A 17358-nucleotide genomic window follows, 5' to 3' on the forward strand; every position below is an offset into this window, starting at 1 on the left:
TTAAGCTTTTTTATTTGATTTATTCGGCACGTAGTAATCCATCGCCCATTTCACCGCAATGCGCTTGTCGGCTTTTCTCGGTTGCCGGCTATGATGTTCATCGAACCATGCAAGAATGTCTTTTGATAAACTGACCGGTTCGGCAACGCCTTTGATCTGTTTAATAATGCGCAGCAGGCGGGTAAAAAATTCATCGACACTTTTGGCATTTTGCAGCTGCTGGAACCGCAATTCACTCACGACGGGCTTATCCGTCGCGGGAGCGATTTCCCCCAGAGATGATGCAAAGGATTTCGCCGTTTTATCTTTGACATTGGCCAATGCGCAGGCAATAGTTGCCCAGGCGATAATGGTGTGATCTTTTCTTTCCCGAATGGATTCCGGTAACGCCAGCCATAAACTGCGAAACCCTTCGGTGAGCATGGCCGCATCGGGCGACCCGCAACGTTTCAGTTCGGCTTTGTATTTAGTTGGCCATGGCGTTAACTTTTCGGCCTGCAGTTGTTTTGGCGACAGATGCAGTTTTTTCCACCACTGTTCAATCACTTCATCACGGCGACTTTTTCTCTCTTGCGTTGTCATTACACGGTCTCCCTATCGCGAGATAAATATTCTTTTTCGAAGGCTTTCACTGTTTTCCCTGTATACAACCAGCCGCTTAATTCCCGGCGCTTTTTGGCGATGCGCTTCATGTTTTTGCTTTCACCGTTTTCTAAGCCGGATAAGACCAGTTCATCAAACAACTCAAGAGCGGTCTGCCTCAGGCAGGAAAGCCATCTTTTGGCATCTTTGGCTGGAACAATGAATTCGGTGCTGGTGCTATGACTGATTGAAGCCTGGATCAGTTGATAAAAAGCTGTTTCAGTCTGCTGGAAAAACATCTGATCGATATAGCTCATATCCCCTTTGGCATCAGCTGGTTTTTCAAACCAGGCGGCTTTAACCTGGGTTCGACAGTGCCATACCATTTCAAGGGCAATATTTTGGATTTGCTTCACATGGGTCAGCTGTTGATCTCTTAATGCCTTAGGGCAATGAAACAACGGTAATTCAGCCGAATACCAGCCTCGGGCTTTCATGTTGTCCATGTCGTAGCCAAATGCCCATAGCCTTGGGGTGAAACCTTCTTCACCAGCAAGATAATCAAACCGATCTTGGGTATAGGCCTGAACAACCATAGCGGGGTGGCTGCCATTCTCTTGATCCATTAATGTCAGTGGCTGCCATTGCTTATAGCTTATTCCGCCGGGCTGACCTTTAGTTGAGAGGTTATCTTCATTTGGCTTTTTGGGATTAGTGCGGTAATGCGTTAAGGGATGCCACCAGCTACCGCTGTAGTTATAGCCATAGTTTTGGGTCAGGTACTCACTCACAGAAACTGAGCTTAGCTCTCCGGTTAATGCGCATATTTCTGGCTGTTCATCGACTAGCAAACGGATACGGCGTGGCATAGCCCAATACTGGTGCAACGGATGAACGTCGGATGCATAGACCTCTGTTCCATTATTTTTACTTTGCTTCGTTGCGCCTAGCCAGGGGAACAGCCGCTCGGAATGAAAATCGGGATCGTCATATTCCCACTCCTCTCGGCTTAATGTATTCAGCCAAAATTTTTGCCATAAAGACGCTTCTTTATTATTTGGCATCAGCAGGGTGGTTAATGGCCCACCACCACGAATTCCCGTTCGGTGCCCTTGCCCACCGGATGGCGCATTAACCTGCAAGGTAAACAGTGCCATTGCAGCCATAGGCAACGATAAATGCTCACACCCACCCCGTTTTATAAAGTGATCGGTATTGAGTTTCAGGGTATTTCCACCCGGCGCTTCAATGAGCAGGCCAGAAACCGGCGACGGCTTTTTCACATCCTGGAGCGATTCAAAATCCTGCATAAACAGCGGACCATCGCCGCAAAGATTACACGCATGCTGAATCTGGTTGAACGCATGCTGCAATTCGTCTTTCTCTGGTGGCTCAGAATACAACTCTTCCCAGTCATCAAGCGTTTGTGGGGCAAAGGCGGTTTGCAATACGCTGATCACAAACTGATAGGCGGCCCCGGTAAAATCGGCGCGAGGAAAAGCAAAGTCGACAATATCAGGGTCAATAATATCAGCCAGCACAATGCGTTGTTGATCGCCATTTCGATACCTGACGGTAAGGAATGGATCGTTGAGTAAGTTCATAAATCCTTTACCTTTATGTGATTAGCTTTGAAATCCTTTCGTAGCAGAATAGCGATAACTTTCATCATCTTCTGCGAGCCAAAGTTGCTTATAGCGACTTTGCGGATGGCGGGCTTTAAATTGCTGCTCGTCGTCTTCACTGAGCTGGTGTAACTTGTCGGCAAATTTTATTTTGGCTAATTTGAGGGTACTGAGCTGAATGGCAAATTGGTTATCTTGCACCAACGGTACTAGCTGCTGGTTTTCATCACGGCTCAGCACAACAACTTCTACGGTTTCGTATTCGCTGTATCGGGTACTTATTTCCACTTCATCATCCAGCCACTGTTTAGCACTGCCTGTGCAGTAGCCTTTTCCCCAGTTAATGGTCTGCTGGTTGGCCTGAGTATGTTTATGCCGTCCTTCACTTTTTGCGATGGCATCTGCCCCAAACAATGCATCAGGAATGTGGTTATTCGCCCCATTGCCATATACCGCTTCAATCAAATCCCTTGCTTGCTCCGGCATCCGGATCGCCCCAAGTTGTTTTAAGATTCTCATTCCGAGCCACAATTTTGCTGGTGAGCGATATACCGCCTCGGTATTGGGGAAATCCTGTTTCAGCCAATTGATACCGGGCTCGGCTGACCATTCTGGCGCATAAATGGTCAATTCAGGTTTCGCCCGCCCATCTTTAATGCCTTGTTCCACCACACCCTGCTGATTTCGGGTATGACGGTGCAAACGTCCCGCGCGCTGGATCAGATCATCAATCGGGCAGATATCCGTGAGCATCACATCGGCATCTGCATCGAGACTTTCCTGAAATACCTGGGTACTAATAACAATGAAACCGTTACGATCTTGATGGGTTGAGCGTTTACCCAAATGTTTGAGAACGCGATCCTCAATCCGTTTTCTGTCTGCTAATACAAAACGGCTATGGAATAACAGGCAACGTTCGTGATCGCCCACATGGTCAGAAATAGCCTGATAAGCGGCCCTTGCATCATCAACAGAGTTGCGCACCCAGACCACGCTACGGCCCGCTTTTGCTTCATCGAGCACTTTTGTTACGCAATCGTCAAAGGTGTGAACAAATGAAACGCCCACTTCTCGACTCACCTCTTTACGGGAAGTCAGCGGCGTTGCAGAAGCACCATTAATATTGACTTGGGTTGCCAATGGGAATGACTGATCATTGAGTGAGCTTTCTTCCACTTGCAGGGCTTGCTGCCAGGTGTTGACCAATGCTTGCCTCTGAACGTTCGACAAGGTGGCCGTCAGTAAAATTACGCTTCCCCCTTGCCTGACATGCAATGCCATCAAATCTTTTAGCAGTACCAGCATAAATTCATCGGCGGCATGCACTTCGTCAAAGATCAAAATCTTGCGATGCAACCCCACCATACGCAATGCCTGATGCTTTTGCGGTAACACTGCTAACAGTGCTTGATCTAATGTGCCGACACCCACGGGGGCTAATAAGGCTTTTTTACGTGAATCAGCCAGCCACTGATTACAGGTTGCAGAGGTTGATGCGTCGCCTTTGCTATAGTCAGAATCGGAATTTTCGGTCATAACAGACTGGCGAAATCCATCATTCATTTCTCGCGCACTGTGGGCTAAAACAAGGCTCGGCGGTCTCTGTTCATCCTGATACATAGAATGATAATGGTCGGCAATACGTTGATACATGGCATTGGATGTCGCCATAGAAGGCAGCCCAAAATAAAAGCCGTCTGCCTGGCCATTAGCCATTAAACGGTGAGTCAGTGCTAAGGCGGCTTCAGTTTTCCCCGAACCTGTCACATCTTCTAAAATGAACAGTTGCGGGCCTTGCCCTAAATCAACCGACTCTGACCATCGTTGGAGCGGCGTGGAGTCGAAACCAAACTGATCTTTAATCGAATGAAAAGGACGTGGCATATACGATTTGAATAAGTCGGTTTGTGCAATGGCTTTCTTCGCCTGTTTCTTTGCTTGCAGCCAGTACTCTGATAGCGGCATCACATCTGAACGATAGGTGAATAATTTCGAGTTTGAACCGAGCCAGTCGGCAATCACTGCGATACCAGCCAAATGCCAACTGATCTGTTTCAAGTTCTGTTGTCGTTGTTTATCTGTAAACCAATGCGCAGGCCAGCAGGGTTGAAATAAGGCTGCAGCGTCAGAAACAAAATCCCATGCATCAAGCGTATTCTGGTTATGGCAATATTTTTGTAATGCCAGAATTTCATTACTGCCGATATTTACGGGCTTGCCATGATGCCCCAGTGATACGCCGATGATAATTTTTAAGGTCCGCGCAAAATTCTTCTGAGATACTTCAACGCCGTTAGTATTTAAAACAGACTGAAAGGCTTCTTGCTGTTCAAAACAGTGCCAAAAATAGTGCCCTAACTTATCGTGGCGGCCACTGCCGCTGTTATAATCAAGTGTTGTTTTTAATGCTTCACACTGATGGGATTCAAATGTTTTGAGCGATTGAAAAGCGCCAGAGAACTTACCCAAATCATGCAATGCCAGCGTAAATGTGATTAGGTGACGCAGCTGCACTGGATTAACAGACAAAAACTCAGCCAGCTCTTTACACCAGTGACTATTTTCATCAAATAGTTCCCAGCCAATCGCTGCAACATCTAAGCTGTGATATGGCAACAAATGGAAAATGTCACTGTCATCTGATTTGTCTGCTTTACCCCAATAACAAAAATAATTTTTCACTGTGATTATGCCATAGTCAACCATTCTCATATTATGCCTTCATCACGGCCTTATAGGCTGAGCCTGTGATCACCTTTTTGTTTATTATCAGAATCACTCCTACCTGATTTTTTATAAAAACACGTATCCCCCCTCAAGATGAAGAATTCAGCGAGAATTCATTGGCTTTTAGGCAAGACAGTCATCTGAATGAATAGTGGTTCTATTTAGAGAATGGCTAACACAGAATAAAAGCCAATGAACCTCGCCCTTCGTGAGACTCTCTGAACCTCGCATCTTGATGGGGTTTGGGTATATAATCCCGCTTCAATTTTTTATCGAAGAAGTACAGTAATGAGCAAAGGCTACTCTTGTGTGGGGCTGTTTAACCCTAAAACTCCTGAAAACGTCGGTTCGGTAATGCGAGCTGCGGGCTGCTACGGTGTCAACACTGTATTCTATACCGGGACACGCTATGATATGGCCAAGCAGTTCTGTACCGATACAAAAGATGTTCACCGCAGCATTCCGCTAATTGGTGTCGAAGAACTTAAAGACATCATCCCGATGGGTTGTACCCCTGTTGCCGTTGATCTTATTGAAGGGGCTAAACCTCTTCCTGAGTACAAACACCCAGAGCGTGCGTTTTACATCTTCGGCCCTGAAGACGGCACGCTGAAAAAAGAAATTACTGCATTTTGTCGCGACACCATTTACGTCCCCACCAAAGGTTGCATGAACCTTGCGGCCGCCGTAAACGTGATTCTGTATGATCGCATGGCAAAAATCGAAAATGGTGTAGAGTTCTCAAATCACTAGAAACAATCACTGACAAATAGAAGATAGCCACAACAGTCAGTCGTGCGCACCTTATAACGCTGTGTTCGGTTACTGGCACACAAAATTACGGGCGTGGATTCTTTTGAGGTTGTTCAAAACACTAGCAGAGATCATGCACGCTTTTTAGTAGAGCGTGCATGAAAAAAACAATATTTTTCAATGGCTAGACTCGTTAAACAGATCAGCGCTGCCTCAATGTTGTTTTTTCATTAAGGATCTCTGCAAAGTGTTTGATAAAATGATGTGCGATCTCTTTCCCTTCCCGATAATCAACTTCCAGGTCATCCTTGTCACTCAGCAATGCCCTGCTGCGCAAGCTTTTTTCTGGTGCAATTTGAATGACCATCAATCCTTCTGGAGGGTGAGTCAGAAAGTCATTTAACTTACGATGTGACTGATAATAGTTCGTTAGCATTTCGACCACCTCATTATTTTTACCCTTGCTGGTAATAGCAATAAAACGGTCGAAGTTATCGGCAGTAAACCATTTCCAACTACCATTATCGCTCTTCATTAGATCGTCGTCCTGAGTTTGATTCATTGGAGCTTTATTATTACTCCTATTTCCCTTCCATAAGTCAAAACGCTGAGTAAGATCATCGTGAATCGCTTTAATTTTATCTAACGACTGGTTCAGGCTAAGTTTTTCAATATATTGCGGCAATCTCGATTCAATTTTTCCCCGCCAGTCATCTAATACACCTACCCCGTTATTTCCACTTTCAACCGGTTCGGTTCGCACAACAATAACCAGATCGGCACCGCGTTTCCATGCTTCCTTCACGGGAATCGCTGCACTCACCCCGCCGTCGACCCATTCCAGGTCGTTAAAATTGACTTTTTGATTGTACAAAACAGGAATTGCGCAGCTTGCCCGAAGAACCTCTTTCCAGTTTTTCTGATACAACGGCAGATAAATATCTTGCAGAGTATCTTTACGAGTTGCGCAGGCAAAGGCCTGACGATACCGTAAAATTTTCCGGGCAGTCGTGATATCTAGTGGCATCGGCCCCTTTGCTGAGACGGCATCTAACGCCCAATCTAAGTTAAGCGGTTTTTGTTGGCTCAGGTATTTATAGAGACTGAAGAATTGATCATCGGTGGTGTAATTAACAATAAAATTATAACCAAATCTACACTGACGGCTGATGAAAGATGATAGATTGAGCGCACCGGCAGAGGTACCGATATATAGCTCAAAGGGGTCAAAACCAGCCTCAAGAAAAGTATCGAATACACCAGCGGTGAATATGCCCCTCTGCCCGCCACCTTGAACCACTAGCGCTAACTTTTTTTTCTGAGCCTGATCGATTTGAGACAAGAATTGCATTGCAACTTGTCGCTCAATCATACCTGTATTTAACAGTAAGTGACTCGCCATAGTTTACTCGCATTAAAAATTTAGGTTGTATCTCAAATCGGCGTACTAAATGATGATTTTATTAACATTTCGGACTAAGCCTGTAATTCATTGTATACCCAAACCACTTTACCTAATATAAAATTTAAATCTCATTCTTACATCCTATATTACATTCCAACAAAGTTGGACTAACATATAAATGCAATGATGCGATGATGCGATGATGAAATTTGACGGAGAATATTATGAACATAGTACCTCGCAATCCATGGCGTGACCTTTTTCATATGTTTGACGATATTGACAGTGCATTCCCTATGCTGAAGCAAACACTGAGTGCAGAAACAATGACACCAAGAGTCGATATTGTTGAAAATGAAGATAACTTTGAAATATCAGCAGAACTACCAGGTGTAAATAAAGAAGATGTATCTTTACAGATAGAGAACGGTTCACTGATAATTAAAGCGAGCACGCAACAAGAAGTCGAAGAAAAGGAGGGCGGTAAAATAATTCGTCAGGAGCGCCATACCGGTAAATTCATGCGCAGTTTTTATGTGGGTCAAGATACCAAGCAAGAAGATATTCACGCTGAGTTTCACAATGGTTTGCTGAAAATTCAAGTCCCAAAACTTGAATCGAGCAAACCTAAACCAATTCAAATAGAAGTGAAATAAACATTAATATCATGAAGATAAAGAAAAAGGCTGATGCTGTTTTCAGCCTTTTTTCACATTTAAGGAGTACTTTTTTTTACCTTTGTAATATTGCGCCTCACATTTTACCCACCGACCTCTCTCTCTTGTGTCAGGCATAATCGACTCTCGGCGTCCCCCGCCATTGCCGACACCAATTAAGATTCGGTGAATTTTGACGCATCTGCAATGCATTTCATTTTATCTGTTCTATAATCCAATATATCAACAGTAATAGTGTGGTCAGTCATCCGACTTGTTACTAAAACATTAACCAGAAAGGAATAACTAAGGCTTCAGATAGCTGAGTCAGGGGTAGCCTGACTGTATTTATCAACAAAAATAATACTGGAAGTATGATTCTTTAATTATGGCAGTAATCTTATTAATGAGAACTGTCTTAATAATTAATGTTCATATTGGTATTTCACGAGATAACGACAGGGAATTAACTTCAATGAAAAAGAAAGTATTAGTAACGGGTGCAAAGGGCGGAATTGGGTCTTCAATTACAAATGTTCTTCTTGATGCAGGTTATCGTGTTATTGCCGGTTACTCTCCAGGTAATAAAGAATATGCTATTGAATGGTTTAAAAAAAATAACTATTCAGACAATCAGGTACGCTTACTCCCCCTTGATATTACCAACACTCAATCTTGCCGAGAATCTCTTGAGTCTTTGCTTCAGGATGAAGGTCATATTGATGTTCTGGTGAATAACGCAGGGATAACGCGCGATTCAACCTTTACACGTATGTCCGTAGAGCAGTGGCATGAGGTGATTAATACTAATCTCAATAGTCTGTTTAATGTCACCCAACCTCTTTTTTCTTCCATGTGTGAGCGCGGAAATGCCCGCATCATCAATATCTCATCGGTCAATGGCTTAAAAGGTCAGTTCGGTCAGACAAACTATTCAGCGGCTAAAGCTGGCATGATCGGCTTTACTAAAGCCCTTGCTGCAGAAGGCGCACGTTTTGGGGTAACTGTTAACGTGATTGCACCTGGTTATACTGGTACACCGATGGTAGAAGAAATTCAGCCCGCCGCACTGGAACGTATCAAAGCACAAATACCGCTGAAACGCCTGGCGACACCAGATGAAGTCGCAGGTGCAGTTGCCTACCTTGCAAGCGACGCCGCCACCTATATCACCGGAGAAACATTGTCGATAAACGGTGGTTTATACATGCAATAAGCCTTCGTCTTTTTGACCAATTTGGCCGTATGAGCGGGCTAATAATCCCCAATGAGGAGTCACAATATGTACCCGGAAATGTTTGAAACATATATCGAAAAAACTGAAAAAGCATTTGCCCCATATGTGAAGTTCAATCAACTCATCACTAAAAATATTGCAGATATTGTAGAACTTCAATTAACCGCAATGGAAAAATATAGAGATATTGGCTTATCTCAGCTAAAGGCGACTGGTGAAGTCAAGGATGTTCAGTCTTTAGCCGCTTGCAATAACCAACAGTTAGAAAACCTGACTAAACTCTCTCAGCAAATGAATGATGACAGCCATAAGCTGACAGCCATGACACAGAAATTCATAAAGGACGTCGATCACTTAATTGCTGAAAACGCAAAAGCATCGCTTTAGCGGCTCTTCTGACTATCAACCAAGTTACATTCTACTTAAGTAACCTTAAGATGCTCGTTTCAACGAGGCTCTTAGGGTTATTTTATTGCTTCCCCATCATAAATGATTGAACAGCAAAAACTCTGTCAGATCACTTCCGACCTAAAATGAGCTATTGTCAATAGTATCCATTCCATTCTCCTTGGTATGTGTAAGGTTACCTCACTAATACGTGCTTTAAATGTCGTGACATGTTCCCTTCAGGAGGTCATCTTTAGTGGTTTATTCTATCTCAGAATTCTTAATGGCCATGTTCATCTTGCTGTTCGCGTCGGCCATTACTAAACCGCTGGCTAAGCTGACCAGGATTCCCTACTCCGTGTTGCTAGTGCTGGCCGGGCTTTTTCTCCATGAAACGCAGGATTTACTCGCCCTGCCACTGGAGGCGCTGGCAACAAAAGAGATTGCACACGACATTATCCTTTTTGTACTCTTGCCCACCCTCGTATTCGAAACAGCCTACAATCTGGATATCAGTAAATTAGCCGCAAACAGGCTGGCCATTTTTGTGCTGGCTCTACCTGGAGTACTCATTTCCACGTTAGTGGTTGCAGCATTTATTAGCGGATTTACCACCCTTGACTGGCACGTAGCCTTGCTGCTCGGGGCAATCTTAAGTGCCACTGATCCCAGCGCAGTCATTACTGCCTTTCGCCAGCTCGGGGCACCCAAAGATTTGATCATGCTGATTGAGGGCGAAAGCCTGTTCAACGATGCCACCGCCATTACTCTGACTAAAATACTGGTGGTGAGTTTTGCTTTCGCAGAAGGATTCTGGCCGACCCTATGGAACGGTAGCGGTCTTTTCCTATTGACACTCGGCGGCGGTATTATTTGTGGCTGGCTACTTGCCCTATTCTTGCTTCAGCTGTTAAAGAAGATGCCGGATGATCCCTTTTTGGAAATCAGCCTCAGCCTGCTTTTAGCTTTCGGTAGCTATCTCTTCGCTGAAGAAATTCTGAATGCCAGTGGCATAGTAGCAACAACCACCGCCGGCATTACCCTAGCAAGCAAGGCACCGCTCCCCATTTCGCGTAAATCCCAGCAGTATCTCAATCACTTTTGGTCTTACCTCTCTTTTATTACAACGGCCAGCATTTTCCTGATTGTGGGGCTCTGGATGGATTTAGCCCTGATTTGGGAAAATGCCGCCATATCGCTGATTGTACTTGTTGCGCTGTGGCTGTCACGCGCATTTATCGCCTACGGCCTGATCCCCAAAATCGGTCACCTGCAGCGCCAGGCTAAAGCAATCCCCATTGAGTTCCGCCACCTTATATTTGTCGGCGGACTGCGTGGGGCTGTGACCATGGCCCTGGCTATGGGACTGGTGACTCTGTTCGGAAATGAAACCATATTGTCTGTCGCTATCAACGTGGTCTTTTTCACCACACTGCTCCAAGGACTACTTATTGGCCCGCTTACTTCTCATTTAGGCCTAAAAGAACGAGACATTAATGACAGTATTGCCTGTGCGGAACTCACCCTGTCAACACTTCATCATAGCCGGAAAGCATTGCAGCCCTTGCTCAATTCGGCATTCGCCAAAACAGGCGCTCCGCAAGAACTTTCCCTCAAGCTGCTCCCTATGATTGACGCTCAGGAGAAACAGTTGCAGCACTGGTTTAGCGTTGAAGTGGGCCCGATCGGCTTATGGAATCGTCTCATGCTACGTTGCGCGAGTATTGAGATAGGTTACTTATATCGGCTATTTGACCAAGGATTGATTAGAGGTGTTATCTTTGAAGAGCTGAAAAACTCGCTTGATGAACAAATGGAAGCGATCCGCCACCAATACCAAAGGCCGAAATTCTCTCTACTGCCTAAAGAGTTATCTGGCTGGCTTCATCGCGTAAAAACACATATTAAAAGCTCCTCGCAAAAATTTATAGAGCAAGAATACGAGATGGCCTGGGCTAGATTTCTCAGCTGCAATAATGTACTCGACGAGTTAAAGGTATGGACCGAAGATGAAGAAATTCCAGCAGCCGTCGCCGAAAGTGTCGCGAAGATATGGCAAGGCTGGCTAGATAGCAGCGAAACAAAAATCGAAACCATTGAGCGCCAACAACCTCTTATTTCCGCGCGGGTTCAGCGGCGATTGATAAGAAACTATTTGCGAACAGCACAATCTGAGCATTTACAGCAATACATCCAGCAGTACCTCATATCTGAAGCTGATGCAGAGCAGATCAAAGAATTATTAAGAACAATGGAAACCTAGCGACGATAAGAGCGAACATCTTCAGTCCCTTTATTTATTGTTTGCTCCGGGATTGCTTTTCTCCTGGCAATAAACTTTACATTTGACTGTCAAGTTTACGCTGCAAGCGCTCCACCTCATCCAGCAAATCCAATGCGACGGCTATACCCGGCAGGTTCAACCCTAAATCACGTTCCATTCTCTGGGCACTGCGGGCGCGCCTCAGGCAAGTCGTTTCAAACCGCCAGTGTATTGGCCGATCACCTTGAGGATCGAGTATTCCTTCCTCAACCAAAGCAATCACCCACTCGGGGTGCGTGCCACAGGCTCGGCATAACTCGACCAGAGTCAGTGTCGGCTCATGTTCTGCTATTATGGTAATGGTCAGCTGGTTTGGAGTACGTCGCTCAGTCATTGGCTAGACTCCCAGTTTACTGCGTGGATTAAAGGGCATCATGTCTTTCATCTTTCGGAACAACGCCTTAGACTGCTCATCGTCCACCTTGGGTAACACTATATTCAGCTTGACCAGCATATCGCCGGCAGGATTTCCGGGCAGGCCACGCCCACTAAGCCGTAATGTCTGTCCGGATGCGGAGTTGGCCGGAATGGTAACCTCAAGCGGGCCGGTTGGGGTCGGCAGCTTTACTTTAGCACCCAATGCCGCCTCCCATGGGGCAATGGGGAGCTGCAGGCAGAGGTTTTTTTGCTCCATTTTGTAGAATGGATGGGGCCGGAAAGTGACTTCAAGATATAGATCCCCGTTGGCTCCACCCGATTGTCCCGGTAACCCCTTACCTTTCAGGCGTATTTGTTGCCCCTCCCGGATCCCTTTAGGAATGCGCAAGCTAATTGTTTGAACCTGTTGCCCGCCAGATGAGGGATCTTGCAGCGTCAGTGTTCGTGTCGTGCCATGGAAACTATCTTCAATATCGATCTGAATTCTGGCATGCTGATCTTCCCCTTTGGTCGTGAAGCGATGATGCCCGCGGAACGCCTGGTGAGAGTTGGCAGATGCCTGTCGAAACGGATTGCCGAACAGGGATTCAAAAAAGTCGGAAAACGCAGCCCCATTTCCCTGGGTAAAATTGTCACCCGAAAAATGAAAGTTCCGCTCCCAGTTAGGCGGCGATGTAAATTCCTGCCCGGAGCGCCAACTGTCCCCAAGCTGATCATAGGCCGCACGCTTTTTAGGATCTTTTAGCGCTTCATAAGCTTCACGAACCTGCATGAATTTTTTATCGGCATCCGCTTCTTTACAGACATCCGGATGGTATTTGCGCGCCAATTTTTTATAAGCACGCTTAATATCCGCCTGAGATGCGTTGCGGGGAACATCAAGGGTCGCGTAATAATCACGATATTCCATAGCACCTTTCTTCAGTGATGAACGTCAGACTTTTTAAGCCGATATTTACCCCAATCAGTCGACACTGATTTTGATTCGTGTCGGTTTTAGCTCTTCACGCTTAGGTATATGCAGATAAAGCACACCATCGTTGAAACTGGCAGAAATATTTGCACTGTCAAACTCTTTGCTCAATGTAAACTCACGTGAGTAGCCGTTATAATGTACTTCATTCATAATTGGGGTATAGTTTACCTCAGGCTCAAGGTTGATTTCACCTTTGATGGATAGCTTATTCTCAAGCGCCTCGATAAAAAGTCCGTCACGTGTCACTCCGGGCATATCTGCATACAGACTAATACCATCCGGATCTTCGCTGATATCGACGCGAGGGCTGATATAATGCCGATTCTTCTGCTCTGAAGTGTATTGTTCGTTACTCATAGCAACCTCCGTTCTGTCATTTGATTTCTATTTTTTTCGGTAACAACGCATCTTCGTTTCGGCGAAAGCTAACGGTCAATATTCCATCACGGTAATTGGCATCGGCCTGATCCGGATCGGCATAGTCAGGAAGGCTAATTGAACGGTGAAATTCTCCGGAAAAGCGTTCATTGGCGTAATACTTGCCTGTTTCAGATTTCGGTATTGGACGTTGACCAGAAATAGTCAGCAAACCATGGCGGGCGTTCAATTCGATACTTGCCAGATCAAGTCCGGGCACAAACAGGTAGACAATAACCTTGTCGTTGGTATGCCCGAGGTTTGCCGGTGGATAACTCCGATGACCGGTTGCGCGAATACTGGTAAATGGCCAATCCCGGAAATTGCTTGTCAGCTCTTCCTGCATACGGTGCAATGGCTCATAAAAGCTGTCATCAATATCAATAAGCGAACGGGACATAATTTTCTCCTCTGTTTTTTCGTCTAACCGCTATAACGAATGGCTTATTTAGTTCCCTCTGCCGCACTTCTGCCTTTATTACATAATTTTGCTCTTACCTGATATGCTACGCTAGCAGAAAAAGCTATGCGCATCAAAAACCTGGAACGGTATGATAACCATTATAGTCAACCTGTGAAGAAACACGGCAAAAAGAATACTATCGTGGCGGGCCCTATTTAATGAATAGAATGGTAACAATGGCGATGACGATATTATGAGGTTATCCCAACCCCCTATTCCGGGTAACGCGCAACCAAACCAACCAGGGTGTGGAGTTCAGCTTAAATTCAATGGCTTTCAGTCAAGGCCACTGTTCTACAGCATGATGCCCTCTCATAAATCTATCTCTTTGATTATGTGTTGGGTAAAACCTTGTGTATCATCATCAACATTTTAAATCAGAAGGACCAATAGTGATGAAAGCCATCTTTGCTGTTTTTTTATTCACGATGAGTTGCTTAAGCTATGCCCAGACATTCACTTTTACGGCAATTCCTGATGAAAATGAAAACCGGTTACGTGAACGGTTTGATAAAGTCGCCACTTATTTAACTGAACAGACAGGGGTTGAAGTAAAATATATACCCGTCAAATCTTACGCTGCAGCAGTCACTGCATTTCGCAATAACCAGGTTCAGCTTGCCTGGTTTGGCGGGCTTTCTGGTGTCCGTGCTCGCCAGCTAGTCCCGGGGGCAGAAGCCATTGCACAAGGCTATGAAGATCAGTTTTTCAAAAGCTACTTCATCGCCCATGCTTCTACCAGGCTACAACAGTCCGATACTTTTCCTGCCGAGATCGAAAATAAAACCTTCACCTTCGGCTCTAAAGGTTCAACATCAGGCCGCCTGATGCCTGAATTTTACCTACGTGATTTTTTCGACAAATCACCAAAGCAAATATTTAAACGTGTCGGTTTTTCTGGCGATCACAGCCGCACCATCGCGCAGGTACAATCCGGCGCCTACCTGATTGGTGCCGTTAACTATAAAGTATGGGAAAACGAGCTAAAAGCAGGAAAGATAGATAACAGCAAAGTTTCGGTTATTTGGGAAACACCAGCCTACCCTGATTATCAGTGGACAATACGTGGCGATGTCGATGCTCAATTCGGTAAGAACGTAAAGCAAAAGCTGACTCGGGCATTGCTTGAGATGAAAGATCCTGCGCTATTAGCCAGCTTCCCGCGTCAGAGCTTCGTGCCAGCCAGCAACAAAGATTTTGAGCCGGTTGAAGATGTTGCGCGTTCGATCGGCCTGATTGATTAATGGTGTTATTAGAACTTAATGATGCAGAACTAGGCTATGACAATAGCCCAGTTCTGCATCATATCTCCCTGACAATTGAAGCCGGAGAAAAAGTCGCATTGATCGGGCCAAGTGGCGCCGGAAAATCGACCTTACTCAACAGGCTCCACGCGCTTATTCATGATCAGACCGCGTTCTGCCCGCAAAGCCACGGCTTAGTCGGGCCGCTGAGCCTGTATAACAATATTTATATGGCCCGGCTGGAACAATTCAGTGCCTTCGGCAACTTATGGAACCTAATCAGGCCACAGCGGTGGAATGACGTTGCCGCAATCGCCAGCAAGCTGGGCCTGCTTGATAAAATGAAGACATCGGTAGATAAGCTTTCTGGCGGACAACGACAACGGGTTGCGATTGGGCGTGCCCTGTACCGCAATAAGCCTGTTTTTATGGGAGATGAGCCTGTTTCAAGCCTCGATCCGCTACAGGCACAACGTCTTCTTATGCATATCTGCGAGTCACACCGCACGCTTATCGTTGCCATTCACGACAGACAGCTGGCACTGAGCTGTTTTGATCGTATCATTGGCCTTAAACATGGCAAGATTGCTTTCGACAAACCCACCAGCCAGCTCGATATCATCGCGCTAAATCAGCTTTACCAGCCATGATGCAAAGCTCTGGTCATGCTCGGGGAAAGCTGAGTTTTATTTTTATCCTTATCGCGCTGGCGTTGACCCTGACGGCCGACCTGGAGATTTCGACACTCGACCCGTGGACCGAAATGGGAAGAATGTTCACAGGTCTGGTAACACCGGACTTCTTCGCGACCGAATACCTGTTCGACGCCCTGCTCTTTACCCTGAGCATTGCTTTGCTGGGGATCACTTTCGGGGCGTTCTTTGGCTTTTTTCTTGCCTTGGTGTTTACGCACCGACCGGTACGAATACTCTGTGCGTTCTTTCGATCGATCCACGAGTTGTTCTGGGCGTTGATCTTTCTGCAGATTTTTGGGTTAACCCCTCTGACTGCCTTATGCGCCATTTCCATTCCCTACACATGTACTTTTGCCAAGGTTTATGCCGAAATATTTGAGCAGGCAGACAACACACCGGCACTGACGGTTTCTCGCACAGCCGATGTACTCAGTGTCTTTATTTATACCAAGCTGGCTCTGGTCCGGGATCAGCTGTTCAGCTATACCCGTTATCGTTTTGAATGTGCTCTGCGCTCCAGCACCATACTTGGATTTGTTGGCCTGCCGACGCTCGGATTCCACTTAGAAAGCGCTTTTAGCCAGGGTAACTACTCCCAGGCCGGTGCTTTACTGTTGTTATTCTACCTGTTGATCGTCTCAATCAATGTCTGGCTCAAAATAAGATTCTTACCGGCCTATATTGCTGCCGCGTGGCTCTATCTCCCTGAGTTCGGACACATTAACTGGGATAACGTTGCCCGCTTCTTCGGCTCGGATATTTGGCCGGGTCCCTTGCGGCACGCAACAGAAATCGACCTTCAGGTCGCAACGGAAACACTGCATTGGTACTGGTCGTTATTAACCGGTGACTTCTATGAAGGGTTGATCAATACGCTGATCCTCTCTCATCTGGCGCTCGTCGCCACCGGGGTGATCACCCTCATCGCATTTCCGCTGGCGGTCAAACTCTTTGTCGGGTTCGCCGGGCGAATGGTTGGTCAGGGAATACTGGTGGTATTGCGTTCAACCCCCGAGATGATCCTGGCGTTTATTTTCCTGCTGCTATTGGGGCCTTCAATGCTGCCCGCAGTGTTAGCGCTCGCTATCCACAATGGCGGGTTAATTGCCTTCTTAATTGCCGAATTAGCCAATACCTTACAACTGCGTCCCGATGCGCCGCTACAACATCATGGAGTTCACAGAGGAAAGGTAAATCGTGGGCAGGCAATTTCCCTTTATCTGTATGAAGTCTTACCCAGAATATACAGTAGCTTCCTTGCCTTTATCTTCTATCGCTGGGAAGTCATCATGCGTGAAACCGCCATACTAGGGGTACTCGGTGTCACGACGCTGGGCTTTTATATCGACTCCGCATTTGAAGATATGCGCTTTGACCGTGCTATCTCTTATATTGTTATTTCCGCCTTGCTCTGCATCGGCATTGATACTTTGTCACGTCATATTCGCCAGCAACTGAATATCCGGGTTTGAGTTAAAGCTAATCGC

The 17358-nt window shown here is 45.9% G+C and carries 16 protein-coding genes; 8 read left to right on the top strand and 8 right to left on the bottom strand.

Features of this window, described 5'->3' with window-relative positions; genetic code table 11:
* From casB to cas3, 3 genes are read right to left on the bottom strand one after another with little or no spacing between them, the layout of a single operon-like run.
* A complete protein-coding gene (gene casB / locus AC2204_RS00680) occupies positions 1–582 on the bottom strand; it encodes a type I-E CRISPR-associated protein Cse2/CasB (protein WP_318923376.1) in 582 nt (193 codons plus the stop codon).
* A complete protein-coding gene (casA, locus tag AC2204_RS00685; RefSeq protein ID WP_318923378.1) occupies positions 582–2186 on the bottom strand; it encodes a type I-E CRISPR-associated protein Cse1/CasA in 1605 nt (534 codons plus the stop codon). Before casA ends, casB begins: the two co-directional genes overlap by 1 nt.
* A 21-nt stretch (positions 2187–2207) precedes the next feature.
* A complete protein-coding gene (cas3, locus tag AC2204_RS00690) occupies positions 2208–4892 on the bottom strand; it encodes a CRISPR-associated helicase Cas3' (RefSeq protein ID WP_318923379.1) in 2685 nt (894 codons plus the stop codon).
* A gap of 333 nt (positions 4893–5225) precedes the next feature.
* On the opposite strand from cas3, the gene AC2204_RS00695 reads away from it, so the two are divergent.
* Entirely contained in the window at positions 5226–5690 is a 465-nt protein-coding gene (locus AC2204_RS00695) for an RNA methyltransferase (RefSeq protein ID WP_107282747.1), read from the top strand.
* A gap of 202 nt (positions 5691–5892) precedes the next feature.
* Here the strand turns inward: AC2204_RS00695 and AC2204_RS00700 are convergent, their stop codons facing one another.
* Positions 5893–7092, bottom strand: a complete 1200-nt coding sequence (locus AC2204_RS00700; protein ID WP_318923382.1) for a patatin-like phospholipase family protein — start codon at positions 7090–7092, stop codon at positions 5893–5895.
* A gap of 227 nt (positions 7093–7319) precedes the next feature.
* Here AC2204_RS00700 and AC2204_RS00705 point away from each other — a divergent pair, with 227 nt between their 5' ends.
* The 4 genes from AC2204_RS00705 (at position 7320) to AC2204_RS00720 (ending at position 11638) form a co-directional block, all read left to right on the top strand.
* Entirely contained in the window at positions 7320–7751 is a 432-nt protein-coding gene (locus AC2204_RS00705) for an Hsp20/alpha crystallin family protein (RefSeq protein ID WP_318923383.1), read from the top strand.
* Positions 7752–8226: 475 nt separating this feature from the next.
* A complete protein-coding gene (locus AC2204_RS00710; RefSeq protein ID WP_318923920.1) occupies positions 8227–8967 on the top strand; it encodes an SDR family oxidoreductase in 741 nt (246 codons plus the stop codon).
* Between the two features lie 66 nt (positions 8968–9033).
* Positions 9034–9375, top strand: coding sequence for a phasin family protein (locus tag AC2204_RS00715; RefSeq protein ID WP_318923384.1), 342 nt, complete (start codon positions 9034–9036; stop codon positions 9373–9375).
* A gap of 256 nt (positions 9376–9631) precedes the next feature.
* On the top strand, positions 9632–11638 hold the full coding sequence (locus AC2204_RS00720) for a cation:proton antiporter (RefSeq protein WP_318923386.1): 2007 nt from the start codon (positions 9632–9634) through the stop codon (positions 11636–11638).
* Positions 11639–11714: 76 nt separating this feature from the next.
* Here the strand turns inward: AC2204_RS00720 and AC2204_RS00725 are convergent, their stop codons facing one another.
* From AC2204_RS00725 to AC2204_RS00740, 4 genes are read right to left on the bottom strand one after another with little or no spacing between them, the layout of a single operon-like run.
* Positions 11715–12032, bottom strand: a complete 318-nt coding sequence (locus AC2204_RS00725; protein ID WP_318923387.1) for a chaperone modulator CbpM — start codon at positions 12030–12032, stop codon at positions 11715–11717.
* 3 nt (positions 12033–12035) lie between these two features.
* Complete coding sequence (locus AC2204_RS00730) at positions 12036–12986, bottom strand: DnaJ C-terminal domain-containing protein (protein ID WP_318923388.1); 951 nt, start codon at positions 12984–12986, stop codon at positions 12036–12038.
* A gap of 54 nt (positions 12987–13040) precedes the next feature.
* Positions 13041–13409, bottom strand: a complete 369-nt coding sequence (locus AC2204_RS00735) for an Hsp20/alpha crystallin family protein (RefSeq protein WP_318923389.1) — start codon at positions 13407–13409, stop codon at positions 13041–13043.
* 16 nt (positions 13410–13425) lie between these two features.
* On the bottom strand, positions 13426–13869 hold the full coding sequence (locus AC2204_RS00740; RefSeq protein WP_318923391.1) for an Hsp20/alpha crystallin family protein: 444 nt from the start codon (positions 13867–13869) through the stop codon (positions 13426–13428).
* Positions 13870–14327: 458 nt separating this feature from the next.
* Here AC2204_RS00740 and AC2204_RS00745 point away from each other — a divergent pair, with 458 nt between their 5' ends.
* From AC2204_RS00745 to AC2204_RS00755, 3 genes are read left to right on the top strand one after another with little or no spacing between them, the layout of a single operon-like run.
* Positions 14328–15176: a putative selenate ABC transporter substrate-binding protein gene (locus tag AC2204_RS00745; protein ID WP_318923921.1), complete on the top strand. Its 849-nt coding sequence runs from the start codon at positions 14328–14330 to the stop codon at positions 15174–15176.
* Positions 15176–15826: an ATP-binding cassette domain-containing protein gene (locus tag AC2204_RS00750; protein ID WP_318923392.1), complete on the top strand. Its 651-nt coding sequence runs from the start codon at positions 15176–15178 to the stop codon at positions 15824–15826. Before AC2204_RS00745 ends, AC2204_RS00750 begins: the two co-directional genes overlap by 1 nt.
* Positions 15823–17343: a PhnE/PtxC family ABC transporter permease gene (locus tag AC2204_RS00755; protein WP_318923393.1), complete on the top strand. Its 1521-nt coding sequence runs from the start codon at positions 15823–15825 to the stop codon at positions 17341–17343. Before AC2204_RS00750 ends, AC2204_RS00755 begins: the two co-directional genes overlap by 4 nt.
* The last annotated feature ends 15 nt before the right edge of the window (positions 17344–17358 follow it).

Source organism: Photobacterium sp., from assembly GCF_057456235.1.